This is a genomic window from Mesorhizobium sp. M6A.T.Ce.TU.002.03.1.1, from assembly GCF_003997275.1.
Taxonomy (GTDB): Bacteria; Pseudomonadota; Alphaproteobacteria; order Rhizobiales; family Rhizobiaceae; genus Mesorhizobium; species Mesorhizobium mediterraneum.
The window spans coordinates 17,419-41,145 of sequence record NZ_RZTI01000027.1; the positions used below are offsets into that span (position 1 = coordinate 17,419).

Consider the following 23,727-nt stretch of genomic DNA (forward strand, 5'->3'; position numbering starts at 1 on the left):
GAGTGGCGTTCATACCGAGTCTGGCCCCGGGGAAGTACAAATGAACCTGCAGAAGATCTACACTGCATTGCTCACCGCAGACCTTGCGGCGGCCGAAGGCTGGTATACGAAGCTGCTCGGTCGTGGACCGGATTACCGGCCGATGGACACGCTGGTGCAGTGGGAGCTCTTCGAACAGGGCGGGCTAGCGCTTTCACCCGACAGCGAGATCGCCGGCAGGGGCGTGATGTTCCTTATCGTCGAGGATGTCGCGGCCGAGCGCCGTAGGCTGCAGAGCCTGGGGATCGTGCTTGAGGACGACATTGAGGGCGACTACTCGACGCTGGCGCAGGTGCGTGATCCTGACGGCAACCTGCTCACGCTGGCGACGCCGCCCTCGCGGCCCTATCCGCCGGCATGAATCCCGCCAGCAGAGCGAAGTCCGCCTCACGCAAGAAACGCGCCGGCCGATGAAGGCTGGCTCCCCGAGTTGGATTCGAACCAACGGGCACTCGATTAACACTCGCGATCTCTACCGGTGAGCTATCGGGGAGCTGCTGATATCAAACTCAGCTTAATTTCGGATCGGGCTATAAGGCATTTGCCGAATATGGTGGCGGCGTCGCATCTTCGGCTTGCCGCCCTATTTCACCACGGACGGGGCCGCCGGAATGAAGGCCAGCTTTCGTGAACCGGCAAGGAGCCAGTCAGCGACTGACATTGGTCGTTTGCCGAATGCCGCCGTTGAGGAACGAGAAGGCACTGGCTGGGTGTTGATGGCCACATCGGGAGGTGAACCCATGGAACCGCGCGCCAAGGAAGAGGAGAACCTTTCCCGACTCGAACGGGCCGCGCAACAGACTGCTGATCCAAAAACTATCGAACAGAAGGCGAAAAAGCCCGAGGAAAAATTCCGCTTCAGCCTTCGCAAGGAAGACATCTGGTGGACGTTTGGTTTCGCTGCCGCTGCCTTGCTGCTTTTTGGCATCCAAGTCCTGATCAATTGGCGCTTAGAATGGCTTGACGCGCCTTTGCGCGTTCGCGTTCTGAACTACGTCAGGGGCGGCCTTCTCATTTTCGTTATGCTGACCGTTGCGAATGTTATCGAAGTCTTTCTCATTGGCCGAATTCCCAATCGTGTTTCGCGTTTCAACCTGCAACGTATTTTTCGATTGGTCGTCGTCGTCGCCATCGTCTTCGTGGCCATTTCAGTCTTATTTGTGAACTGGTACGCTGCGGTTGTTTCACTCGGCCTGATTTCACTGATTCTCGGCTTTGCGCTGCAAATGCCGATCTCCAGTTTCATCGCGTGGGTTTATATTCTGGCCAGGGCGCCTTATCGCGTTGGCGACCGCATTCGCATCGGCGATGCCCATGGCGATGTCATTGATGTCAGCTATCTCGACACGACGTTATGGGAATTCGGCGGCGAACATCTTTGGACCGATCATCCGAGCGGACGCGTCATCAAGTTTCCGAACTCCACCGTGTTTGACACGCCGGTCTTCAACTATTCTTGGCCGCTGTTTCCCTATGTCTGGAACGAAATCAAGTTCCAGCTCGCTTATGAAAGCGATCTGGAATTCGTAGCGAAAACCATGAGAGAGGTCGTTGACGAGCAGATCGGCGACATCATGAGCCAGAAGGTGAAGGTCTATAAGCACATCCTGTCACAGACGCCGGTGGACGAACTCGAAGTGAAGGAGCATCCCGTGGTTCATTTTCGCGTCAGTGAAAACACCTGGCTCGAGGCCATCGTGCGTTACCTCGTGCCGCCGAAGGAAGCGGGGCGCACCAAAACACGCCTGATCAAGGAAATGCTGGCGCGAATGAATGCAAAACCCGATCGCGTGTTGTTTCCGAAGAGCAATTTGAGGTGAACTTCCTCACGCCCCGCCCGCGCGTCGCTGCGCAGAGCGTCGGCAGTTGGCCACCCGCGCATTCCGGTATCCGGCCCGGACGGCAGATCCGACCCAAAGCGGTTGTCCAGCCTCGGGCACCAGCCGTCAGATTTTCACCACTGGCTAGGCCGCTGTGTCTAGCCTCGTTTCCGCCGCCGACCCGACCCGGCCGGCCCGATCGTCCTCGGTAACTTCCCACCAGTCGCCCAGGGCGTCGATGAGCGGCACAAGCTTCAGGCCGGGCGCCGTGAGGTCGTAGTCCACGCGTAGCGGATAGCCGGCATGCGCCGTTCGCCGCACAATCCCGGCTTCCTCCAGCTTGCGCAGTTCCAGCGCTAGAATGCGGTGCGATACGGCCGGGTTGTCCCGCCTCAGATCGCTGAAGCGCTTGGTCCCGTCTTTCAGATAGTAAAGCAGCAAAGTGGGCCAGCGACCGCTGAGCACACGCATGGTTTCTTCGATCGGGCAGCGTGAGACGACATCTTTCATGGCGGGGACCTGGTTACAGAATAGTGCGTAATTTACATGGGGCGACCAGCGTTTAGGGTCAAGTTTCGCTGCGCAGCGTGATCCCTAAATCATGGAAGAGACAAAGAAATGGAACCTATCCTCCTTTACGGCATCCCGGCGGGAAGTTCGATGGGGCTTGTCGCTGCTTTTGAACGCGTCGGACAGCCCTACCGCCTGTGCCGCGTCGACATGCTCGCTGAAATGAAGAACGACGCCTATGCCAGCATCAACGGCCGTCAGGAAACGCCGGTGTTGATCACGGACCAAGGCAAGGTGCTCACCGAGACCATGGCGATTGCCGCTTGGCTCGAAGCCCGCGACACGCAACGTCGTATCAGCTTCGACCCTCGCTCGCCGGAAGCCGACCGGATGCATCAGCTGATGGCTTTCGTGAACACCGGCTTCACCGCCGCTTTCACCCCCCTCTGGGCCGCATATGAAATGGAATCGGCCGAGCCTGTCCTGCTGGCGACCTTGCGCGACTTCGGCCGCAAGGCCGTTACCGAACGCCATGACCGGCTTGAGGCGATGATCGCCGACACCGACTTTCTGGTCGACGACCGCCTGACGCTTGCCGACACCACGCTGATTGGCGTGGCACGTTGGGCGGAATTCCACCAGGCCGTCGACGCGACGAGCTACCCCAAGCTGGCTGCGTTGCGCGGCAGGATCGAAGCCGATCCGGCCGTGCGATATGCGCAAGCCATCGAGGATGGCGAAAAGCTCGCTGGTTCGGGCGCCTGCCTCGGCCATGTCCCATTGGCCGAGGTGATCGAACGCTTCGCTGCCTAGTTTTGTCACGCGTGTCACCGCGCGGCGCCAAAGTGTGGCGCCGCGCGGTGACCGGCTGTGGCTTGGTCGGGCAGGGTGGAGAATCCGTCAAGTCAGGTGATCAGGTGGGATGCGTTGACACGCATCCAGTCGGCCAGCGAATCCAGCGTGCCGCGCAAGGTTCTGCCCAGCGGCGTTATCTCATACTCCACGCGCGGCGGCATCTCGGCATAGACCCTCCGATAGACCAGGCCGCGATGTTCGAACAGGCGCAGCTGCCGCGTGAGCTCCTTTTGCGTAATCGGCGCGACGGCCCGCTGGAGCTCGCCGAAGCGGATCGGGCAACCGGTGACGATCAGGCGATAAAGAATGGGAATGGCCCATTTTCCCGAAACCAGATTGACGAAATCGATCATCGGGCAACGATCGGTCGCGCCATTTCCGCCTTTGATTGGCGGGACCTCGATGGCTTTTGCCTGTGCCATGAAATTATTTCCTTTAGTACCCATTCGGTGCCTACTATACAAAGCATACTATCATGCCGACAATGCCGTTCTCATCTCATTGGGAAGGCAAATCATGGGTCGCTTAAAAGGCAAATATGCCCTCATCACCGGGGCAACCAGCGGCATCGGTCTCGAAACCGCGCGCCAGTTTCTGGCCGAGGGCGCTACGGTGGCAATCACTGGCAGAAACCCGTCCGGGCTCGACGCTGCGCAGCGCGAGCTGGGCGGATCGGCGCAGGTGATCAGGAATGATGCCGGCAATCTCGCCGATCAGCGTGCGCTTGCCGCCGAGCTTGCGCAGCGCTGGCCTCGGCTCGATATACTCAACATCAACGCCGGCGATGTGATGCACCAGCCGCTGCAGGATTGGGACGAGGCGGTCTACGACCGTCTGATGCAGACCAATCTGAAGGGGCCGTTCTTTCTGATCCAGGCCCTGTTGCCGATGTTTTCCAACCCGTCGTCGATCATTCTGTGCGGCTCGGTCAGTGCCCATATCGGCCTGCCCCAGAGCAGCGCCTACGCCGCCAGCAAGGCGGGTCTCCTGTCATTGGCGCGCACCCTCTCGGGGGAGATGATCGAGCGCGGTATTCGCGTCAATGGCCTCAGCCCCGGCCCGACCGAGACGCCGGCCCTGGGCAAGCTGGGTCTGCCCGAAGCGGAAGAGAAGGCGCTGGGCGATCGGATACGCGCGCTGGTGCCGATTGGCCGCATGGGCAAACCCTGGGAGCTCGCCAAGGCAGCGGTGTTTCTAGCATCGGATGAGTCGAGCTTCGTCGTCGGCACGGAACTGCTCGTCGATGGCGGCGTCGGAAATCTCTAGAGCATTTTGCAGCCAAGTGGTTACACTCGGCGTCGCACAAATGCGGCTGAAACAAACAGATAGAGCGGGATGCCCCGTCCAATCCAAATGCATCCCGCTCTAGCCGGATTTACCATCGCCACCATCGACTTGGCGACAATCGCCCCTAAATCGACTATCATTATGCTTGTACGAGAAGTGGCAGCTATGGGCGGCCATCCTGGCGGTGACCGCCCCGACACACGGGAGAATGGTTATGGCCAGCTTTCATGTCATGTCGGACGCGCGCGGAATGCACGTGCAGCCCACGGTGCGCCGCATCACGACGGCGGACCTGATGGATGTGCTGCGGCTCGGCGTCGAGGATTTCTGGGCAAAGCCATCGCATTACGTGTTCCTGTGCCTGATCTATCCGGTGGTCGGATTGATCCTGGCGCAATGGACGACATCCGGGTCCTATGCCATCCAGCTCCTCTACCCGCTGATGTCCGGCTTCGCCCTGCTTGGACCCTTCGCCGCAATCGGCCTCTACGAGATCAGTCGCCGCCGCGAACTCGGCATGGACACGTCCTGGTGGCACGCGCTCGATGTGCGTCACTCGCCGGCGCTGCCCGCGATCGCGGTCATCGGCGTCATGCTGGTGGCACTGTTCCTGCTCTGGCTGTTCACCGCGCAATCGATCTACACCAGCCTGTTCGGCAATCAGCCGCCGGCCTCGATCGGCGACTTTGTGCGCGAGGTGCTGACGACGACCAAAGGCTGGACGCTGATCCTGCTCGGCAATGCGGCTGGGTTCGTTTTCGCCGTGATCGTGCTGGCGACGACCGTCATCGCCTTTCCGCTGCTGCTCGACCGCGATGTCGGCGCTGTCTCGGCAATCGAGACCTCGGCACGGGCGGTGATGGCTAACCCGCTGCAGATGGCGCTGTGGGGCTTGATGGTCGCCGTGCTGCTGGTCATCGGCTCGATCCCGCTGTTTGCCGGGCTCGCCGTCGTCATGCCCGTGCTTGGCCATGCGACGTGGCATCTCTATCGCAGGGTGGTGGAGCCGGAGCGGGTGCAGCAGGACCGGCGGCCGATGTAAGCAAGCGCAGCGGTGCCGCCGCTCTATCTTTTTGTTTGAGCATCGGATTTTCCCAAAACCGGTATCCACCCTCGGGTCAGGCCCGAGGGCATGCTTTTGGGTCCGATGCTCCGGTTAACGCTGCGCGTCGGTCGCCATCTTCAGGGCCAGCGCGGTCAGCACCGTGCCCATCATCCAGCGCTGGATCACCAGCCACAGCGGCCGGCCGGCGAGGAAGACGGCGATCGAGCCGGCGGTGACCGCGATGATCGCGTTGACGGTGAGGCTTATCGCGATCTGGGTGGTGCCGAGCACCAGAAGCTGCGACAGCACGTGGCCCTTACCGGGGCTGATGAACTGCGGCAGCAGCGACAGATAAAGCACCGCCACTTTCGGGTTGAGCAGATTGGTCATCAGGCCCATGGCGAACAGTTTGCGCGGCCTGTCCTTCGGCAGTTCCCGAACCTGGAACGGCGAGCGTCCGCCTGGCCTCACTGCTTGCCAGGCAAGCCACAAGAGGTAGAGCGCGCCGGCAAAGCGCAGCACGTCATAGGCGTAGGGCACGGCAAGCAGCAGCGCGGTGATGCCGAATGCCGCCGACAACACGTAGAAGACAAAGCCGAGCGCCACGCCACCGAGCGAAATCAGGCCGGCCTTCGGCCCCTGTGACAGCGACCGCGAGATCAAATAGATCATGTTCGGGCCAGGCGTCAGCACCATGCCAAGGCAGACCAGCGCGAAGGCGAGATGGTTGGCGGCGTCGGGCACGGGCGCATCTCCGGTGGCGGTGGGGACACTCACCATGTCCGTTCGACCGCCGCAAGGGCAAGGTGGCGATAGCCTTTGCGCCAGCCCCACTGTCAGCCGGAAGAACGGTTAGGTCAGCGATCCTTCGCCCCCTCTGTCCTGCCGGACATCTCTCCCGCTTGGGGGAGATCGGATGTCGCCCTCGGCTTCGCCAATCTCCGGTGAAAGAGGGCGCGGTCAGTCCCGTAACCTCAGCCGACGATGCGCAGGTTCGACAATTCGTTGGCGATTTCCTTGAAATTGTCTGACAGAGTCGCCCCGGTAGCGTTCCAGAACAGCTTGGCCGGCTTGGTCGGATCGGTGGGATCCTTGCGGAAGCGCGAGTCCGAGGAGCATGCCTTCAGGGCGTCGAGCGCTTTCTTGTCGCCGGCGTCGGTGGTCGACAGGTCGAGCGCAACGGTCATGACGAGAACGTTCGACTTCTTCGCATTGGCGCAAAGGGTCTGCATCTGCTCGTCCAGCGCGGCCGTGTAGTTGCCGCCAGTAAAGGTCGTCTTGCCGATGTCGGTGCTTGTGTTCATGAACAGGCGCGTCACGCTTCCCGACCCTGGATATGTGAGGCCGGTGTAACCGTAAGCGGCATAGGTCGACCTGTTATTGGCATAGTCGCTGTCGCTGACGGCGCTGTAGGTGTTGGCGCCGTCGGTCAGCACGATGACCACTTTGTCGTTGCCCTTTTCGGCGTTCGGTCGGCCTTCCGTGAAAGGTTCGTTGCTCGACACCGTCCGCCAGCCCCAGGCAAGGCCTTCCGGCACGTTGGTGTTGCCGTTCGGTGCCATGGCGTCGATGGCGTCGTTGATCTCCTCTTTCTGGGCAAGCTGGCTTACGTCTTTGAGCGTCGTGACCGGGTTGGTCGTGCAGGACGCATTCGGGCCGTCGCCCGCGGCAGCCGACTTCGAGCCGTAAGGCTTCACCAGGAAATATTTGCGCATGTCCGACTGCCGCTGCGAGGCGGTTGGGCTATCGCTGTAATACGGCCAGTCGGCCCACCAGTTGTTGCCGTAGCTATAGGACAGGTAGGTCGCGTCGTTGACACCGTCTCGGTCGAAATCGAGCCAGAGGGTGCCAGCTTCGTCCGGCGCAAACATTGGCACGAACAGCGTGGCAGGCGCGGCGGTGGTCGGCGTCGTGTCGTCGTTATTATACGGGTACGGCCTCGCCTCCACGCAACCCTGCCAGCTCGCATAGCGGCTGGTGGTGTAGATGTATTCCGGGGTGGTCCAATGGCCGCTGCTGCAGTTGCCTTTTTTGTTATAGGTGTCGCAGATGTACTGTTTCGTGTTAGGCACTTCTTCGCGGCCGGACTCGACCGTGATGTCGGCGTAAAGGCTGAAGCGGGTCAGTGGTTGATCCTGGGTGTCGCCCCAGCCGGTGCCGCGCTTGTACCAGACGCCGTTGAGCTTCTCGGCGTATTTGTCCGGATTGTTGGCGGGGGTCATCGTCGTCCAATCGAAATCCTCGTGCTGGATCGGGGAGATGCCGTCCTGATCCATCCAGCCTTCTTGGTCATGGGTGGGGCCGACATTGACCGAAGCAGCGAACGGCACGAGGGAGAACTGCACCGGTTTGCTGACCTGCTTCATCTGCTGTGCCTGCAGCGCCAGCGTGTCGACAAGCTGCTTGGCGGCAGTCTTCAGCAGGTCTATTCGCTTCACGCCGGTGCCGGAACCGAGGTTGTTCATCGAGCCGGAATTGTCGAGCACAAGGGCTACTTCCAGCGTGTTCTTGAGGCGGATTTCCGAGCAAGCCGTGAAGGCTGTGCCGCTCCCACCCGTCAGCATGGCGGCAGCCGGTAGAAAATAAGGCGTATACGTCAGGGCGCTGCACAGCTTCAGCGTGCCGCCACCCGCATTGTTGTTGGGCAGGGTGACGGTAAGCGACGTATTCGCCGGATCGACGGGACCAAGATTGGCTTCGAAGAAGGTCTTGGCAAAGGCCACGGTGTCGGCGTCGCTTGCGCCGGCGACGATGTGCTGAGCGGTGGCGAGGCCGGCGGCGTCAAGGGCGTTCAACGTACCGTGCTTCTGGCGGAGCAGTTCCGAGTAATCGACGCTGAGCGCCAAGCCCCCCATGAGCGGCACAATCGTGATGGCCGTCATGAGCGTATAGTTGCCACGCCGGTCCCTACCGAATTTACGGAACATTGCCTTCAGAACCCCGCCAGAACCCTTTGTCGGCGAACGATGCCACCAATAGTTAAATTTCAGATTGCTAAAATATGTCCAAGATCGGCACAGTTTTTTAAAGCTCGTTAACCATGCCGCAGATGGCGGCAGTGCTGCCCACGATTGGACCCCGGGGAAGACTCCGCAATGGGCTAAACCTCTGGAAAGAGGCGGCTTTTATGCTTTGTGCGCCTGCCTTGATCATCGCCAGGCAATCCTGAACGTTGCGAAAGCTGGTGACAGGATCAAGCGCTTCGGTTAATGCGGGCCTGCCGCACGGACCGTCGGTAGCGGCCGATCATGACTTGGGAAAAATAGTATGGCGGATTCACCCGACATCATCGGCTCGCTCGCAGATTTGTCGGGAGCCTATTCGGCCATCCTGTGCGATGTCTGGGGCGTGGTTCACAATGGCGAACGGCATTTTCCGGCCGCGGCTCTGGCGCTGGCCACTGCGCGCGAGGCGAAAATACCTATCGTGCTGATCACCAATTCGCCGCGGCGAAGCACCGACGTGGTGGCGCAGATGAATGCGATCGGTGTTCCCCCAAGCGCCTATGACCGCGTCGTCACGTCCGGCGACGTGACCCGCGACCTGATCATCGAGGGGCCGCGAAAAATCTTCCACATCGGCGGTGATCGCGATCTCACGCTCTATGACGGTCTTGATGTCGAGCTCGTCGAGGAGTTCGAGGCGTCCGGCGTGGTCTGCACCGGGTTGTTCGACGACGAGGTGGAGAAGCCGGAAGACTACGCCGAACTTCTGCGGCGATTGCGCGCCAGGAACCTGCCGTTCATCTGCGCCAATCCCGACATCGTGGTCGAGCGCGGCGAGCGGATGATATGGTGCGCGGGGGCCTTGGCCCGCGACTATGCCCAGCTCGGCGGGCGCACGCTGATCGCCGGAAAACCTTATGCCCCCGTCTATGACGTCGCGATGAAAGAGATCGCCGAACTGCTCGGCCGCCCGATCGAGCGCTCGGACGTGCTGGCCATCGGCGATGGCATGATGACCGACATCAAAGGTGCTGCCGACAACGGCTTCGACGTGCTCTACGTATCGGGCGGCATCCATGCCCGCGACTATGGCGATCCGCTACAACCGGATCCGGCCAGGCTAATTGCCTTTCTGGAAAAGCACGGCTACCGGCCGGTCGCGGTCATTCCGAGACTGCGGTAGGGTCGCTCGATGACGGAAGCCTCGAAATGACGCAAGCCTTCGAACGCGTTTCTGCAATCTCGCCGCTGCCGGCCCATTTGCGCGGCGGCGTGGTGGCGATCGGCAATTTCGACGGCGTTCACCGCGGCCATCAGGCCGTGCTCGAGCGCGCGCTTGCCGAGGCCCGCCAGCGCGACGTGCCGGCTCTGGTGCTGACCTTCGAGCCGCATCCGAGAAAGGTGTTCCGGCCTGATATACCGCTGTTCGTGCTGACGCCGCCGCCGATGAAGGCACGACTGCTGTCGTATCTAGGCTTTGCCGCACTCGTCGAACAGCCGTTCACGCGCGACTTCGCCGCGCTGTCGGCGGAAGCGTTCGTGACCGACGTGCTGGACAGGAATCTCGGCATCGTTCACGCCGTGACCGGCTTCGACTTCCACTTCGGCAAGGACAGGCAGGGCGGCCCGGCCTATCTGATGGCGGCCGGCGAACGCCACGGCTTCGGTGTCACGCTGGTCGACGCGTTTCGCGACGAGGGCGCCGAGGTGGTGTCGTCGAGCCGCATTCGCGCGCAGCTCGGCGAGGGCGAGGTGGCCGAGGCCGCCGGCCTGCTCGGTTATCGCTTCACGGTCGAGAGCGAGGTGATCGGCGGCCAACGGCTTGGCCGGACGCTGGGCTTTCCAACCGCCAATATGAGGCTTTCGCCGGAAGCCACTCTGAAGGAAGGGATTTATGCCGTCCGCTTCCGTCGCGCCGACGGCACGCTTCATGACGGCGTTGCCAGCTTCGGCCGCCGCCCGACCGTCGACGACAACGGCACGCCGCTTCTGGAAACCTTCGTTTTCGATTTTTACGGCGACCTCTACGGTGAGATATGCGCGGTATCCTTCTTCGGCTTCCTGCGCGCCGAGGTGAAGTTCGACGGGCTCGACGCGCTGGTCGCGCAGATGAAACGCGACGAAGCGGAGGCGAGGGCGCTGCTGGCCGGCGTCAGCCCGCTTTCCGAGCTCGACGCGGCCATTGCTTTCTAAAGCATGATCCCAAAAAGTGGGAACCGGTTTTCGGACAAGATCATGCTAAAACAAGAACCTATTTCTTCAGCGCCAGGCCGACTGCAATGAAGGCCCAGCCCTGGAAGATCAGGTCGATAGCGAGAAACAGTCCCAGCACCCATACGCTGTTGACTGGCCAGCCCATGGCGATGACCAGGCCTGCCAGCGCGCTGATGATGCCCGCCGCAACGAGCCAGCCCCAACCCTTGGCCGGTCTGTGCTTGTACCCGACCCAGGCCCTGAGCACGCCTGAAGCGAGAAGGGCGACCGCCAGCAGGAAGGTCAGCACCGCCGAGGCCAGCAGCGGATTATAGAAGGCGAAGAACCCGGCGACTGCATAGAGAAGACCGCTGAGCAGCCAATAGAAGAACCGGCTCCATGTCTTCACACCTAAGGCATGCATGATCTCGATGACACCGGCCATCAGCATCAGCCAGCCGACGACGTAGACCGAGGCGACCGTGGCAATGAACAGATTGCCGAAGGCGATGCCGCCGAGGATCAACAGCAGCACGCCGAGCCCGACGAACCACCCCCATTTCGCCTGTGTCTGCCCAATCGCATCCTTTAAAACATCGCCTTGCAGGGTCATTGCCGCCATCTCCATCGAAGTTGCCTGGCATCTTGCCAATTGGAGGGTAGCGCCGAAGGCCTTGCCCGTCCAGCGAGCAGCGTGCGCCAGACGCATGCCAAAAAAGCGAGGAAGCGTTTCGAATTTAAATCAAAGTTTACTGAACCGGCGCCATGGCTCTTGGCCAGGCCGGTTGTTCCTGCCGGTGTTCCGTGCGTATGGAGTGACGATGCGTTCTGTCAGGGTGTTTCAGCTGGTCTTGGCCACCTTCATGCTTGGCGCGCCCGGTGCCGCCGAAGCAGGCGAGGGGGCCTTGGGCTGGCTGTCCGGCGACTGGTATCTGACGGTCGGCGCCACCGGCATGGTCGCGCCGGATTTCGAGGGCAGCAAGAAATACCTGCTCAGCGCCTCGCCGATCATCTCGCTCGGCAAGGCGGGTCCCGCGGCCCGCTTCACCTCACGCAACGACAACATCTCGCTGGCGCTGATCGACGATGGCGGCCTGCGCGCCGGCCTGACCGGAAAGATCCTGTTTTCGCGCGATGGCGGCGACGCCGACGAGCTGAAGGGCCTCGACCCGGTGCGCTGGGGCGGCGAGGCCGGCGGCTTCTTCGAATTCTATCCTTTTGACTGGTTGCGCGCTCGCGCCGAATTGCGGCACGGCATTCGCGCCCATAGCGGCTTTGTCGCCGACATCGCCGCCGACGCCTTTTATGATGTGACGCCGGAGGTCAGGATTTCGGGCGGGCCGCGCGTTTCGTTCGCCTCATCGGACTATTTCGACGCCTATTACGGCGTCAATGCCGAGGAAGCCGTGGCTTCGGGCCTCAGCGAATACCATCCGGGCGGCGGGGTGAGATCGGCGGGCCTTGGTGGCGCGGTGACCTGGAAGGTGACCGAGCCGATGACGGCCAGCCTGTTCGGCGAATATTCGCGCCTGATGGCTCCGGCGGCCGATTCCAGCCTGGTCAAGGAGCGCGGCGACCGCAACCAGTTCACGATCGGCGTGTCGACGACTTATCGGTTTGATTTCTCGATGTGATGTCGCGGGTTGTGTATTGCGCGCAGCCGCATGGCTCAGGCGACTATGCCGTAGGCGATGCGGTTCGTCTTCCACGCAATTGGTACACGCTCCTAGGGCAAGCATCAGAGTTCGGGCTTTTCAATATCGGCTGTCTCGGTTAAAAGCCCTGCGATGAAGAGCTTTTCGCGCCTTCTCGCGCTGACGATACGAATTACAAGCCCGGTGTTCCGGGCGGCCTGACCGCCGCCGGAGCCGCCGGGAATTTTGCGCACGGCCTCTCGCGCTTTTTCCAGATCATGATAGTTCAACACCCGGGCTCTTTTGCCGCCGGGCAATGCATATGGCAGACCAATGACCGACACCCCAACGACCGACGCCGTCGAAACGATCGACTATTCCAAGACGCTTTATCTGCCGCAGACGGACTTCCCGATGCGCGCCGGCTTGCCCGAGAAGGAGCCGTTGCTGGTCAAGCGCTGGCAGGACATGGACCTTTACCGCAAGCTGCGCGAAAACGCCGCCGGCCGCGAAAAATACGTGCTGCATGACGGGCCGCCCTACGCCAACGGCAATATCCACATCGGCCACGCGCTGAACAAGATCCTCAAGGACGTCATCACCCGCTCGTTCCAGATGCGCGGCTATGACTCAAACTATGTGCCCGGCTGGGATTGCCACGGCCTGCCGATCGAATGGAAGATCGAGGAGCAATACCGCGCCAAGGGCAAGAACAAGGACGAGGTGCCGGTCAACGAGTTCCGTAAGGAATGCCGCGAGTTCGCCGCGCACTGGATCAAGGTGCAGGGCGCAGAATTCCAGCGGCTGGGAGTCGTCGGCGATTTCGACAATCCCTATACGACGATGGCGTTTCATGCTGAGGCGCGCATCGCCGGCGAATTGTTGAAATTCGCCACGTCGGGCCAGCTCTATCGCGGCTCCAAGCCGGTGATGTGGAGCGTGGTCGAGCGCACCGCGCTGGCCGAGGCCGAGGTCGAGTACCAGGATTATGAGAGCGACACGATCTGGGCGAAGTTTCCGGTCGTCAGCCTCGCTCGTCAGGTCACCAACGTCGAAGATGGGCAGCCAGCCTTGGATCCAAAGCTGACGGAGACGTCACTGGACTTGCTGGAGGCCCACGTTGTCATCTGGACGACGACGCCGTGGACGATCCCCGGTAACCGCGCCGTCAACTATTCGCCACGCATCAACTATGGCCTCTATGAGGTCACGGCAGCGGAGAACGCTTTCGGCCCGCAGTCCGGCGAAAGACTGATCTTTGCCGACGCTCTGGCGGAAGAATCCGCTCTCAAGGCCAAAGTGACGATGAATCGTCTTCGTAGCGTTTCCGCCGAAGAGCTTGGAAGCCTTACGCTTTCCCATCCCTTCAAAGGTTTGAATGGCGGTTACGATTTCCCCGTGCCGATGCTCGCCGGCGATCATGTCACCGACGAAGCCGGCACCGGCTTCGTCCACACCGCGCCGGGCCATGGCCGCGAAGACTTCGACGCCTGGATGGATGCTGCGTCGGACCTGCGCCAGCGCGGCATCGACACCGCCATCCCGTTCACCGTCGACGATGCCGGCTTCTTCACCAAGGATGCGCCGGGCCTTGGCCCGGACCGCGAGGGCGGAGCTGCGCGCGTCATCGACGACAACGGCAAGAAGGGCAATGCCAACCAGGCGGTCATCGACGAGCTGATCAAGCGCAACGCGCTGTTCGCGCGCGGGCGATTGAAGCATTCCTACCCGCATTCGTGGCGGTCGAAGAAGCCGATCATCTTCCGCAACACGCCGCAATGGTTCGTCTATATGGACAAGGAACTGGGCGACGGCACGACGCTGCGCAGCCGTGCCTTGAAGGCGATCGACGACACCCGCTTCGTGCCGGCCGCCGGCCAGAACCGCATCCGCGCCATGATCGAGGAGCGCCCCGATTGGGTGCTGTCGCGCCAGCGCGCCTGGGGCGTGCCGATCGCCGTCTTCGCCGATGCCGACGGCAACGTCCTGCGCGACGAGGCCGTCAACCAGCGCATCATGGATGCCTTCGAGAAGGAAGGCGCCGACGCCTGGTTTGCGGCCGGCGCCAAAGAGCGTTTCCTTGGCAATCACGATGCCTCGATATGGCAGCAGGTTATGGACATCCTCGACGTCTGGTTCGATTCCGGCTCGACCCATGTCTTTACGCTCGAGGATCGTCCGGACCTGAAGTGGCCGGCCGACGTCTACCTGGAAGGCTCCGACCAGCATCGCGGCTGGTTCCATTCCTCGCTGCTTGAAAGCTGCGGCACCAGGGGCAGGGCGCCTTACGACACCGTCGTCACCCATGGCTTCACCATGGACGAGGAGGGACGGAAAATGTCGAAGTCGCTCGGCAACACCGTGGTGCCGCAGGACGTCATCAAGCAGTCGGGTGCCGATATCCTGCGGCTATGGGTGGTGACGACCGATTACTGGGAAGACCAGCGGCTCGGCAAGAATGTGCTGCAGACCAACATCGACGCCTACCGCAAGCTGCGCAACACCATCCGCTGGATGCTGGGCACGCTTGCCCATGACGATGGCGAGGAAGTGCCGCTGGACAAGATGCCGGAGCTGGAGCGGCTGATGCTGCACCGGCTCTCCGAACTCGATGAGGTCGTGCGCGCGGGCTACGACGCGTTCGAGTTCAAGCGCATCACCCGCATGCTGCTCGATTTCATGGTGGTCGAGCTGTCGGCCTTCTATTTCGACATCCGCAAGGACGCGCTGTACTGCGAGGCCCCGTCCAGCGTGAAGCGCAAGGCCTCCGTTCAGGTGGTGCGCCATCTGTTCGACTGCCTGGTGAAATGGCTGGCGCCGATGCTGCCCTTCACGATGGAGGAAGCCTGGCTCGACCGTCATCCTGACGCCGTCTCGGTTCATCTCGACCAGTTTCCGCAAATCCCGGCCGACTGGAAGAACGAGGCGCTGGCGGAAAAATGGCGCAAGGTCAGGCAGGTCCGCCGTGTCGTCACCGGCGCGCTGGAGATCGCACGCGCCCAGAAGGTCATCGGCTCGTCGCTGGAAGCGGTGCCGGTCGTCACGCTCGACGATGCGGCGCTCGAAGCGGCGATATCAGATGTCGACATGGCCGAGATGGCGATCACCAGCGATCTGGTCATTGCGCATGGCAGCGCGCCTTCTGGCGCCTTCACGCTGGACGACGTCAAGGGCGTCGCCGTCGTGGTCGAGAAGGCCGAGGACCGGGGCCTGGTCAAATGCGCGCGCTCATGGCGCTATACCGCAGATGTCGGCAGCGACGCGGAATTCCCCGATGTTTCGGCCCGGGATGCCGCTGTGCTGCACGAGTTGAAGTCGCTTGGTCGTATATGATGCATGTCGCCCAAAAGTGTGAAGCGGTTTTGGGATAACGACATGCACAGCCGCCATATCGGTGCATGTCGCCCAAAAGTGTGGAGCGGTTTTGGGATAACGACATGCACAGCCGCCATATCGGTGCACAAATGCCACGGCGGGCGGCTGATCGGCCCCCGCGCGTTGCCCTTAACGAGTGGTTGAGGTAAACACGCGAAACTCCGGACGACAAATTGTCGCCGGATTTCCGTCGGAAGAGCATAAGCGATGGGGACCGGACCTTTTGGCCGGTGCGATCGAGAGGCTGTCTAGAGTGGGACTTTTTGGCATGACCGAAAGAACTTGCGCGCGCGTTGCGCTGCTGGCGCCGCTTGTCGTATCCGGCCTGGCCCTGTCCGGCTGCATGGGCTCGCCGACCTACGGCACCGACAAGCCCGCCGCTGCACAGCTTGCCGGCGATCTCACCAGCGCTTTTTCAGTCGTGCCGAAGAACAAGGACAGGATCGACTACAAGCCGCGTCCCGAGCTGGTGAAGCCGGCGCCGGGGCAGAAGGAACTGCCGCCGCCGCAAGACAGTATCGCGACGGCGAGCGCCGATTGGCCCGAATCGCCGGAGCAACGCCGTGCTCGCCTGCGCGCCGACGCCACGCTCCATCAGGACGATCCGGACTACCAGGCGCAGATCGTCGATGACGTCCAGACGGATCCAACGGCGATCAAGGCTGCGATGGCGCAGTCGGGATCCAGCCATCCGCCGGCCTGGACTCCGGCGGATTCGGACAAGGGCCGCGCCGCCGAGGTCAAGCGCCGCCTCGCCCAAGGCAAGCAGGGCGACCCGAACACCCGCAAATATCTGAGCGAGCCGCCCGTGCAATACCGCGCCGCTGCCGGCACCGCGCCTGCGGGCGATCTCGGCGAGGACGAGTACAAGAAAGAACGCCGCCTCAAGAAGGAAGCGGCCGCCAAGAACAAGAGCGGCGGCATGTTCGACTGGCTGCCGTGGTAAGCTGCTAGGGAAAGCTGGCGCCGCTACGGTTCGCGTCGCTCCCTGAAAAAATCCTTCAGAAGCAGCGCCGCGTCGCTCTCGGCCATGCCTGGGTAGATGTCTGGCACATGGTGGCAGGTCGGTGAGGCGAAGAAGCGGACGCCGTTGACCACAGCGCCGCCCTTCTCGTCGGCGGCGCCGAAATAGAGCCGGCGCAGCCTGGCGAAGGAAATGGCGCCGGCGCACATGGCGCAGGGCTCCAGCGTCACATAGAGATCGTGGCCGGTGAGCCGCTCGCTCGACAGCTTGCTGCAGGCTTCGCGGATCACCAGCATTTCGGCATGGGCCGTGGGATCGGCAAGCTCGCGGGTGCGGTTGCCGGCACTGGCAACGACCGTATCGCCGCTGGCGATGACCGCGCCGACCGGCACTTCGCCGCGCAAGGCGGCAGTTTCGGCCTCTTTCAGCGCCAGCGCCATGAAATCCGGCCGCCTCAAGCGGTTTCCATTCCTATTATCTCCTCGCTACTCAGGCGCGATCCTGTTATCTACCCGCCCAAACGAGCAAAGGCCACATGGACGACAAAAACAAGAAATTCCCGGGTCAAAAAGGCCCGCGCAAGAACGGCCCGAAACCGTCGGGCCCGCGTGGTCGTGACGCCGCTGCCGGCAAAGGCGGTAAGCCGTCTTTCGGCGCGAAAAAACCTTACGCGCCACGCGGCGACCGACCGATGGCGGCTGACGGCGAGCGGCCGAAGCGCGACTTCAAAAGCGGCGATAAGCCGTTCAGCAAGGGACCGCGCCCTGAAGGCAAGCCCTATGAAAAGCGCGAGGGTCCACGCAAGCCCTACGCGCCGCGCGGCGACCGGCCGATGGCGGCTGATGGCGAGCGGCCAAAGCGTGACTTCAAAAGCGGCGATAGGCCATTCAGCAAAGGGCCGCGTCCGGAAGGCAAGCCCTATGAAAAGCGCGAGGGGCCGCGCAAGCCATATGCGCCGCGGGGCGACCGCCCGATGGCGGCCGAAGGCGAGCGGCCGACGCACGACTTCAAGGGCGGCGACAGGCCGTTCGGCAAAGGGCCGCGTCCGGAAGGCAAGCCTTATGAGAAGCGCGAAGGTCCGCGCAAGCCCTACGCGCCGCGCGGCGACCGGCCGGCGGCTGCCGAAGGCGAGCGTGGCGAAAGGCGCTTCGACCGTCCCAAGGGAGACTTCAGTGATCGCCCCAAGCGCGACTTCGGCGATCGGCCCAAGCGCGATTTCGGCGGTGATCGACCCCCGGGGACATCAGGCGGTGGTTTCAAGCCGCGCCCGCGTCCCGCCGAGGCGACGGAAGAGGCTGGCGAGCGCATTGCCAAGCGGCTGGCCCGCGCCGGCCTTGCCTCGCGCCGCGATGCAGAGGAGCTGATCGCAGCCGGCCGCGTCAAGGTCAATGGAAGGGTGCTGTCCTCGCCCGCCTTCAATGTGATGCCCGGCGATATCATCCATCTCGACGGCATGGAGATCCCGCCGATCGAGCGCACCCGGCTGTTCCTGTTCCACAAGCCGGCTGGCGTGGTCACCACCAACCGTGATCCCGAGGGCCGCAAGACCGTCTTCGACGTGCTGCCGGCCGACCTGCCGCGGCTGATGACCATCGGCCGGCTCGACATCAACACCGAAGGGCTGCTGTTGCTTACCAATGATGGCGGCCTGTCGCGCGTGCTCGAATTGCCGGCCACCGGCTGGCTCAGGCGCTACCGCGTGCGCGTCCACGGCAAGGTCGAGGAAAGTGCGCTCGCCGGCTTGCGCGAAGGCATCGCCGTCGACGGCGTCTTCTACGGCGCCATCGAGGCGACGCTCGACCGCGAGCAAGGCACCAATGCCTGGCTGACTCTCGGCCTGCGCGAAGGCAAGAACCGCGAGGTCAGGAACATACTGGGCTCGCTTGGTCTCGACGTGACACGGCTGATCCGCATTTCCTACGGGCCGTTCCAGCTCGACGACCTGCCCGAGGGTCATGTGCTGGAGATCAAGGGCCGCGTGCTGCGCGACCAGCTCGGCGAACGCCTGGTCGAGGAGTCCGGCGCCAATTTCGACGCCGAGATCACCAAGCCGTTTTCCAACAAGCCGGTACGGCGTGAAGCGGTGCGGGAAGAGGAACCGGAGCGGCCGAAATTCACCCGCGACGGCGAACGCCGTCCGATCGGCGAAGGCGGATTGATCAAGAACCGCAAGCGCCGCGAAGGCAGCCGCGACGAGGCGCTGGGCAAGCTGTCGACAAGTCCAGGCAGAAGCTTTGGGCCGGAAAAGAGCTTTGGTGAGCGTGGCCCCAAATCTGAACGTAGCGGGCCAGGCGGCTTTGGCGGCAGACCGGGCGGCGGGAAGAAGTCCGAACGCGAGCAGCGCCCGATCGAGCCGCCGGGCCAGCGCAAGGCCAATGTCTGGATGGCGCCAGGCGCGCGGCCGATCGGCAAAGGCAGGGCGGAGGCCGATGCCGCCAAGGCAGCCGAAACCAAGGCACGCAAGGCCTCGTTCAAGCCGTCCTATGGCAAGCCCGCCAGTGGACCGGGAGGTGGAAAACCCGGAGGCGCAAAGCCGTTCGGCAAGCCGCGTGGCGAACGCCCAAATTCCGGCAAGAGTGATGGCGACCGGCCGCGCAGTGGCCCTGGGGGATCAAGGGGAGGCAATGCGGATCGTCGGCGGTGAATTTCGCGGGCGTCCGCTGGCGACGCCCCGTTCAAGCGCCATCCGCCCGACGACCGACCGCACGCGCGAGGCTGTCTTCAACGTGCTGGCGCATCGCTTCCCCGATAGGCTGGACGGGGCCCGTGTGCTCGACCTGTTCGCCGGCACCGGCGCGCTCGGCCTCGAGGCGCTGTCACGCGGTGCGTCTTACGGCGTCTTCATCGAAGAATCGGCCGAAGGGCGCGGCCTGATCCGCACCAATGTCGAGGCCTTCGGCCTGACCGGGCGCACCAAGATATTCCGCCGCGACGCCACGGCTTTGGGCGAGGCGGGCACGATGGCCGCGTTCGGCCTGGTGTTCGCCGATCCGCCCTATGGCAAGGGCCTGGGCGAGCGTGCCTTGCGCTCGGCCAAGGCTGGCGGCTGGCTCGCGCCCGGCGGGCTCTGCGTCGTCGAGGAGGCGGCGGTGGCGCCCTTCGACGCAGGGCCGGGCTTTTCGGTTGTCGACGAGCGCAACTACGGCGAGACCGTCATCCGCTTCATCGAAGCCGCCTGAGTTCGGCCGCCTTTGCGCGCGAAAATGACGAACAAATCACTTTGCCTGTTTCGCAATCCCCGCCTATCGTCCCACCCCATGACACCTGGAGCCATTGATGACATCTCAGGCTGAATGGCTACGCGGAACGCTCTTGGCGCTGGCTCTCGTGATGACCGGCCCGGTTCTGGCCGACACCAAGCCGGACGACGGCAAGGTGACGGATTTCCTGCTCGACAACGGCATGGAGGTTGTCGTCATCCCCGATCACCGTGCGCCGATCGTCACTCATATGGTGTGGTACAAGATCGGCAGCGCGGATGAGCCGCCGGGCAAGTCCGGCATCGCCCATTTTTTCGAGCATCTGATGTTCAAGGCGACGACCAATCATGCCGCCGGCGCGTTCGACCGCGCCGTCTCCGCCATCGGCGGTTCCAACAACGCTTTCACCTCGTATGACTACACCGCCTTTTACGAGACGGTGGTGCCGCAGGCGCTCGAGCAGATGATGGATTTCGAGGCCGATCGCATGCGCAACCTCATCCTCAACGACGATGTCATCGCCACCGAGCGCGACGTGATCCTCGAGGAGCGCCGCTCCCGCATCGACAGCAATCCGCAGGCAGTGCTCGGCGAGGAGGTCGACGCCACGCTCTGGCAGAACCAGCCCTACCGCATTCCGGTGATCGGCTGGATGCAGGAGATGGAGAAGCTGAACCGCACCGACGCCAAGGCCTTTTACGACAAATATTACACGCCCAACAACGCCGTGCTGGTGGTGGCCGGCGATGTCGAGCCGGAAGTGGTCAAGGCGCTGGCCGAAAAGACCTATGGCAAGATTGCGCGTGGCCCAGACCTGCCGCCGCGCATCCGTCCGGTCGAACCCGAACAGAACACCAGGCGCACGGTGACACTCACTGACGCGCGCGTCAGCGTGCCGAACTTTTCGACGCAATGGGTGGTTCCCTCCTATCACACTGCAAAGCCGGGCGAAGCGGAAGCGCTGGACCTGCTGGCGGAGATCCTCGGCGGCGGCAGCCGCAGCCGGCTCCACCAGCAGCTGGTCGTCAAGCAAGGCATCGCCGCCGAGGCCGGCGCCTTCTTCCAGGGCACCATGCTCGATGCCAGCAACTTCACCGTCTATGGCGCGCCGCGCGGCGACGCCAAGCTGGCCGACGTCCAGGCGGCAGTCGAGGTCGAGGTCGCCCGCATCGCCAAGGACGGCGTCACACCAGGCGAGTTGGAGAAGGCCAAGGATCGTTTCGTTCGCTCGATGATCTTCGCCCGCGACAAGCAGGATTCGATGGCCAACATCTACGGCGCGACGCTCGCCACCGGCGGCACCGTCAGGGATGTCGAGAAATGGCCGGGCCGCATCCGCAAGGTCACCGCCGACGAAGTCAAGGCGGTTGCCGCGCGCTACCTCAATCTCAACCATTCGACATCAGGCTATCTCTTGCCGCAGACACAGGCAGGGAATTGATTGATGATGAGCTTGAGCTTCATGCGCTGCCCGATCTTGCCTTCTCCCCTTGTTGTGGGAGAAGGTGGCCGAGCGAAGCTCGGCCGGATGAGGGGTGTTCCAGCTTGGCGTCGACGGCGCTCCGTCCAACACCCCTCAACCGTCTTGGCGCTTCGCGCCAATCCACCTTCTCCCACAAGGGGAGAAGGCAAGGCCCGGCGTGCCGTCGCACCTGTACTCACTTTACTTCTCTCCCTGCTCTTCCTCGTCCTGCCGGCGCTTTCCGCTCGCGCGGCCATGAGCATCCAGGAGGTGACCTCGTCAAAGGGCATCACTGCCTGGCTGGTGGAGGACTATTCCGTGCCGCTCGTCGCCATCCGCTTCGTCTTCGACGGCGGCACGACGCAGGATCCGGCTGGTAAGGAAGGTCTCGCCAATCTGATGAGCGGCCTGTTCGACGAGGGCGCCGGCGATCTCGACAGCGAGGCCTTCCAGATAAAGCTGGACGACGTCGGCGCCGAGATGAGCTTCGAAGCGGCGCGCGACGGCACCTACGGCTCGATGCGCATGCTGGCCGAGCAGCGGGACGCGGCGTTCGACCTGTTGCGGCTGGCGGTCACCGAGCCGCGTTTCGACCAGGCGCCAATCGACCGCATCCGCGCGCAAGTGCTGTCCGGCATCATCGCCAACGAGCTTGACCCCGACACGGTCGCCCAGCGCAAATGGCTGGAAGCACTATACCGCACCCATCCCTATGCACGACCAGACCAGGGCACCAGGCAAAGCATCGCCACGATCGCACCGGACGATCTCATCGCCTTTCACAAGGCGAACTTCGCCCGCGACGGGCTGCATGTGGCGGTGGTCGGCGCTATCGATGCCGAGACGTTGAAGAAAAAGCTCGATATGGTCTTCGGCGGCCTGCCGGAACACCAGGCGCTCAGCGCGGTCGCCGATACGGATCCGAAACTCAACCAGCAGCTCGAGGTCAATTACGATCAGCCGCAGACTTCGCTGCAACTGGCCTATCCCGGCGTCAAGCGCAGTGCGCCGGATTTCTTCGCCGCGGTGCTGATGAACGAGATTCTTGGCGGCAGCGCCTTCACCTCACGGCTGTTCGACGAGGTGCGCGAAAAGCGTGGCCTGGCCTACAGCGTCAGTTCCGACCTGGTCGATCATCAGCATGCCAACGCACTGGCCATCACCACTGCGACCCGCTCGGACCGGGCGGCGGAGACGCTGGCGGTCGTGCGCGCGGTGGTGAGGCGCATGGCTGAGGAGGGGCCGACCGAAGCGGAACTGGCCGCGACCAAGAAATACATGATCGGCGCCTACGCCATCAACAATCTAAACTCGTCCGGCGCCATCGCCGCGACGCTGCTCGAACTGCAGCTCGACAAGCTCGGCATTGATTACATGCAGCGGCGCGCCGCCCTCATCAACGCGGTGACGCTGGATCAGGTCAAGGCGGCAGCAAAAAAGCTGCTCTCCGCCGAGCCGGCCATCATGGTCGTCGGACCGAAGCTCGGCGAGGCCAAGAAGGAATGAGCCCAAATGAGGGGCAAAGGATGAGCCCGAGCTTCGGCATCGCCTTTGGCGGCGGTGGCGCACGCGGTCTGGCGCATATCCATGTCATCGAGGCGCTGGACGAGCTGGGCATAAGACCGGTTGCCATCTCAGGCTCGTCGATCGGCGCCATCATGGGCGCCTGCATGGCGTCGGGCATGACAGGCAAGGACATGCACGCCTATACGCGCTCGATCCTCAGCCGCCGCGCCGAGGTGGCGACGCGCATGTGGCGGGCGCGGCCCGGCACCTTCGCCGAGGTGCTGCAAGGCGGGCTACGGGTCAGCCAGTTCAATGTCGAGCGTATTCTCAAGGCATTCCTGCCCGACGCCATTCCCGAAACCTTCGCCGAACTGTCCATACCGCTAAAGGTGACGGCGACGGATTTCTTCGGCCATAAGCTAGCCGTGCTCAACGACGGCGACCTGCACTCGGCGCTGGCCGCCTCGGCGGCTATCCCCGCGGTGTTCCGCCCGGTGATGCGCGACGGCACGCTGCTGATCGACGGCGGCATCTACAATCCGGTGCCGTTCGACTTGATCGAACTCGACGCCGACATCATCATCGCCGTCGACGTCGTTGGCGCACCGACCGAAGCCGGGCGCAAACATCCAACCTCCGTCGACCTGATGTTCGGCGCGACGCAATTGATGATGCAGTCGATCATCGCCGCCAAGCTGATGCAGAGCCGGCCCGACATTCTGATCCGCCCGGCAGTGTCGAAATACCGGGTGCTCGATTTCATGAAGATCGACGCCTTGATGGCCGAAACGGTAGCGATCAAGGACGAGCTGAAGCGCGAGATCGAGAAGGCGGTGGAGGCGCGAGCCAAGGTCGACGCGGCCAAGCGCACCAAGCAGGTGGGTGGGTGAGG

The 23,727-nt window shown here is 62.9% G+C and carries 22 protein-coding genes and 1 tRNA gene; 15 read left to right on the plus strand and 8 right to left on the minus strand.

Translation table 11 applies throughout. The annotated features are described in order from the left end of the window. Positions 1–40: 40 nt before the first annotated feature. Positions 41–400 carry a VOC family protein gene (locus EOC93_RS11320; RefSeq protein WP_127204642.1) on the plus strand — a complete coding sequence of 120 codons (360 nt, stop codon included), beginning with the start codon at positions 41–43 and terminating at the stop codon, positions 398–400. Positions 401–457: 57 nt separating this feature from the next. Here EOC93_RS11320 and EOC93_RS11325 read toward each other — a convergent pair. Further along, a tRNA-Asn gene (locus tag EOC93_RS11325) sits at positions 458–532 on the minus strand. Positions 533–779: 247 nt separating this feature from the next. Here EOC93_RS11325 and EOC93_RS11330 point away from each other — a divergent pair. Further along, positions 780–1,859 carry a mechanosensitive ion channel family protein gene (locus tag EOC93_RS11330; protein ID WP_127204665.1) on the plus strand — a complete coding sequence of 360 codons (1,080 nt, stop codon included), beginning with the start codon at positions 780–782 and terminating at the stop codon, positions 1,857–1,859. A 144-nt stretch (positions 1,860–2,003) separates the two neighbouring features. On the opposite strand, the gene EOC93_RS11335 is transcribed toward EOC93_RS11330, so the two are convergent. Then, positions 2,004–2,369 carry a helix-turn-helix domain-containing protein gene (locus EOC93_RS11335; protein ID WP_127204643.1) on the minus strand — a complete coding sequence of 122 codons (366 nt, stop codon included), beginning with the start codon at positions 2,367–2,369 and terminating at the stop codon, positions 2,004–2,006. Positions 2,370–2,477: 108 nt separating this feature from the next. On the opposite strand from EOC93_RS11335, the gene EOC93_RS11340 reads away from it, so the two are divergent. Beyond that, positions 2,478–3,182 (plus strand): glutathione S-transferase family protein, encoded by a 705-nt coding sequence (locus EOC93_RS11340; protein ID WP_127204644.1) that lies wholly within the window; start codon positions 2,478–2,480, stop codon positions 3,180–3,182. A gap of 92 nt (positions 3,183–3,274) precedes the next feature. Here EOC93_RS11340 and EOC93_RS11345 read toward each other — a convergent pair whose 3' ends face one another. After that, complete coding sequence (locus EOC93_RS11345) at positions 3,275–3,577, minus strand: helix-turn-helix domain-containing protein (protein ID WP_245461438.1); 303 nt, start codon at positions 3,575–3,577, stop codon at positions 3,275–3,277. A gap of 163 nt (positions 3,578–3,740) precedes the next feature. Here EOC93_RS11345 and EOC93_RS11350 point away from each other — a divergent pair, with 163 nt between their 5' ends. Both EOC93_RS11350 and EOC93_RS11355 read left to right on the plus strand, forming a co-directional pair. Then, a complete protein-coding gene (locus EOC93_RS11350) occupies positions 3,741–4,490 on the plus strand; it encodes an SDR family oxidoreductase (protein ID WP_127204646.1) in 750 nt (249 codons plus the stop codon). 235 nt (positions 4,491–4,725) lie between these two features. Further along, positions 4,726–5,553 carry a DUF2189 domain-containing protein gene (locus EOC93_RS11355; RefSeq protein ID WP_127204647.1) on the plus strand — a complete coding sequence of 276 codons (828 nt, stop codon included), beginning with the start codon at positions 4,726–4,728 and terminating at the stop codon, positions 5,551–5,553. Between the two features lie 114 nt (positions 5,554–5,667). On the opposite strand, the gene EOC93_RS11360 is transcribed toward EOC93_RS11355, so the two are convergent. Together EOC93_RS11360 and EOC93_RS11365 are read right to left on the minus strand one after the other, a co-directional pair. After that, positions 5,668–6,300, minus strand: a complete 633-nt coding sequence (locus EOC93_RS11360) for a LysE family translocator (RefSeq protein ID WP_126107029.1) — start codon at positions 6,298–6,300, stop codon at positions 5,668–5,670. Positions 6,301–6,530: 230 nt separating this feature from the next. Next, on the minus strand, positions 6,531–8,483 hold the full coding sequence (locus EOC93_RS11365; protein WP_127204648.1) for a pilus assembly protein: 1,953 nt from the start codon (positions 8,481–8,483) through the stop codon (positions 6,531–6,533). Positions 8,484–8,823: 340 nt separating this feature from the next. Here EOC93_RS11365 and EOC93_RS11370 point away from each other — a divergent pair, with 340 nt between their 5' ends. Beyond that, positions 8,824–9,684, plus strand: a complete 861-nt coding sequence (locus tag EOC93_RS11370) for a TIGR01459 family HAD-type hydrolase (RefSeq protein ID WP_127204649.1) — start codon at positions 8,824–8,826, stop codon at positions 9,682–9,684. 26 nt (positions 9,685–9,710) lie between these two features. Continuing rightward, positions 9,711–10,694 carry a bifunctional riboflavin kinase/FAD synthetase gene (locus EOC93_RS11375; RefSeq protein ID WP_095485625.1) on the plus strand — a complete coding sequence of 328 codons (984 nt, stop codon included), beginning with the start codon at positions 9,711–9,713 and terminating at the stop codon, positions 10,692–10,694. 58 nt (positions 10,695–10,752) lie between these two features. Here EOC93_RS11375 and EOC93_RS11380 read toward each other — a convergent pair whose 3' ends face one another. Further along, complete coding sequence (locus EOC93_RS11380; RefSeq protein ID WP_127204650.1) at positions 10,753–11,307, minus strand: HdeD family acid-resistance protein; 555 nt, start codon at positions 11,305–11,307, stop codon at positions 10,753–10,755. A 208-nt stretch (positions 11,308–11,515) separates the two neighbouring features. Here EOC93_RS11380 and EOC93_RS11385 point away from each other — a divergent pair, with 208 nt between their 5' ends. Continuing rightward, positions 11,516–12,328 carry a MipA/OmpV family protein gene (locus EOC93_RS11385; protein WP_127204651.1) on the plus strand — a complete coding sequence of 271 codons (813 nt, stop codon included), beginning with the start codon at positions 11,516–11,518 and terminating at the stop codon, positions 12,326–12,328. 104 nt (positions 12,329–12,432) lie between these two features. Here the strand turns inward: EOC93_RS11385 and EOC93_RS11390 are convergent, their stop codons facing one another. Next, entirely contained in the window at positions 12,433–12,618 is a 186-nt protein-coding gene (locus EOC93_RS11390; RefSeq protein ID WP_127204652.1) for a hypothetical protein, read from the minus strand. Positions 12,619–12,661: 43 nt separating this feature from the next. Here EOC93_RS11390 and ileS point away from each other — a divergent pair, with 43 nt between their 5' ends. Then, entirely contained in the window at positions 12,662–15,661 is a 3,000-nt protein-coding gene (ileS, locus tag EOC93_RS11395; RefSeq protein WP_127204653.1) for an isoleucine--tRNA ligase, read from the plus strand. Positions 15,662–15,971: 310 nt separating this feature from the next. Further along, positions 15,972–16,649 carry a hypothetical protein gene (locus EOC93_RS11400; protein WP_095485829.1) on the plus strand — a complete coding sequence of 226 codons (678 nt, stop codon included), beginning with the start codon at positions 15,972–15,974 and terminating at the stop codon, positions 16,647–16,649. A gap of 23 nt (positions 16,650–16,672) precedes the next feature. Here EOC93_RS11400 and EOC93_RS11405 read toward each other — a convergent pair whose 3' ends face one another. Then, a complete protein-coding gene (locus tag EOC93_RS11405) occupies positions 16,673–17,125 on the minus strand; it encodes a nucleoside deaminase (RefSeq protein ID WP_095485627.1) in 453 nt (150 codons plus the stop codon). A gap of 77 nt (positions 17,126–17,202) precedes the next feature. Between EOC93_RS11405 and EOC93_RS11410 the strand changes: the two genes are divergently transcribed. The 5 genes from EOC93_RS11410 (at position 17,203) to EOC93_RS11430 (ending at position 23,725) form a co-directional block, all read left to right on the plus strand. Next, positions 17,203–19,311 (plus strand): pseudouridine synthase, encoded by a 2,109-nt coding sequence (locus EOC93_RS11410; RefSeq protein WP_127204654.1) that lies wholly within the window; start codon positions 17,203–17,205, stop codon positions 19,309–19,311. Beyond that, entirely contained in the window at positions 19,292–19,846 is a 555-nt protein-coding gene (gene rsmD / locus EOC93_RS11415) for a 16S rRNA (guanine(966)-N(2))-methyltransferase RsmD (RefSeq protein WP_127204655.1), read from the plus strand. Before EOC93_RS11410 ends, rsmD begins: the two co-directional genes overlap by 20 nt. Before the next feature lie 97 nt (positions 19,847–19,943). Then, complete coding sequence (locus tag EOC93_RS11420; protein ID WP_127204656.1) at positions 19,944–21,308, plus strand: pitrilysin family protein; 1,365 nt, start codon at positions 19,944–19,946, stop codon at positions 21,306–21,308. A gap of 276 nt (positions 21,309–21,584) precedes the next feature. Continuing rightward, positions 21,585–22,835 carry a pitrilysin family protein gene (locus EOC93_RS11425; protein ID WP_245461439.1) on the plus strand — a complete coding sequence of 417 codons (1,251 nt, stop codon included), beginning with the start codon at positions 21,585–21,587 and terminating at the stop codon, positions 22,833–22,835. A 20-nt stretch (positions 22,836–22,855) separates the two neighbouring features. Beyond that, on the plus strand, positions 22,856–23,725 hold the full coding sequence (locus EOC93_RS11430) for a patatin-like phospholipase family protein (RefSeq protein ID WP_095485632.1): 870 nt from the start codon (positions 22,856–22,858) through the stop codon (positions 23,723–23,725). Positions 23,726–23,727: the final 2 nt, after the last annotated feature.

What these genes read in the sequence shown, in the direction of transcription:
- EOC93_RS11365 (WP_127204648.1), bottom strand. Translation starts at nt 8,483, where the DNA reads ATGTTCCGTAAATTCGGTAGGGACCGGCGTGGCAACTATACGCTCATG.
- EOC93_RS11355 (WP_127204647.1), top strand. Translation starts at nt 4,726, where the DNA reads ATGGCCAGCTTTCATGTCATGTCGGACGCGCGCGGAATGCACGTGCAG.
- EOC93_RS11410 (WP_127204654.1), top strand. Translation starts at nt 17,203, where the DNA reads ATGGACGACAAAAACAAGAAATTCCCGGGTCAAAAAGGCCCGCGCAAG.
- EOC93_RS11385 (WP_127204651.1), top strand. Translation starts at nt 11,516, where the DNA reads ATGCGTTCTGTCAGGGTGTTTCAGCTGGTCTTGGCCACCTTCATGCTT.
- EOC93_RS11330 (WP_127204665.1), top strand. Translation starts at nt 780, where the DNA reads ATGGAACCGCGCGCCAAGGAAGAGGAGAACCTTTCCCGACTCGAACGG.
- EOC93_RS11370 (WP_127204649.1), top strand. Translation starts at nt 8,824, where the DNA reads ATGGCGGATTCACCCGACATCATCGGCTCGCTCGCAGATTTGTCGGGA.
- EOC93_RS11425 (WP_245461439.1), top strand. Translation starts at nt 21,585, where the DNA reads ATGAGCATCCAGGAGGTGACCTCGTCAAAGGGCATCACTGCCTGGCTG.
- EOC93_RS11345 (WP_245461438.1), bottom strand. Translation starts at nt 3,577, where the DNA reads ATGATCGATTTCGTCAATCTGGTTTCGGGAAAATGGGCCATTCCCATT.
- EOC93_RS11430 (WP_095485632.1), top strand. Translation starts at nt 22,856, where the DNA reads ATGAGCCCGAGCTTCGGCATCGCCTTTGGCGGCGGTGGCGCACGCGGT.
- EOC93_RS11320 (WP_127204642.1), top strand. Translation starts at nt 41, where the DNA reads ATGAACCTGCAGAAGATCTACACTGCATTGCTCACCGCAGACCTTGCG.
- EOC93_RS11375 (WP_095485625.1), top strand. Translation starts at nt 9,711, where the DNA reads ATGACGCAAGCCTTCGAACGCGTTTCTGCAATCTCGCCGCTGCCGGCC.
- EOC93_RS11420 (WP_127204656.1), top strand. Translation starts at nt 19,944, where the DNA reads ATGACATCTCAGGCTGAATGGCTACGCGGAACGCTCTTGGCGCTGGCT.
- ileS (WP_127204653.1), top strand. Translation starts at nt 12,662, where the DNA reads ATGACCGACACCCCAACGACCGACGCCGTCGAAACGATCGACTATTCC.
- EOC93_RS11380 (WP_127204650.1), bottom strand. Translation starts at nt 11,307, where the DNA reads ATGACCCTGCAAGGCGATGTTTTAAAGGATGCGATTGGGCAGACACAG.
- EOC93_RS11340 (WP_127204644.1), top strand. Translation starts at nt 2,478, where the DNA reads ATGGAACCTATCCTCCTTTACGGCATCCCGGCGGGAAGTTCGATGGGG.
- EOC93_RS11335 (WP_127204643.1), bottom strand. Translation starts at nt 2,369, where the DNA reads ATGAAAGATGTCGTCTCACGCTGCCCGATCGAAGAAACCATGCGTGTG.
- EOC93_RS11400 (WP_095485829.1), top strand. Translation starts at nt 15,972, where the DNA reads ATGACCGAAAGAACTTGCGCGCGCGTTGCGCTGCTGGCGCCGCTTGTC.
- EOC93_RS11350 (WP_127204646.1), top strand. Translation starts at nt 3,741, where the DNA reads ATGGGTCGCTTAAAAGGCAAATATGCCCTCATCACCGGGGCAACCAGC.
- rsmD (WP_127204655.1), top strand. Translation starts at nt 19,292, where the DNA reads ATGCGGATCGTCGGCGGTGAATTTCGCGGGCGTCCGCTGGCGACGCCC.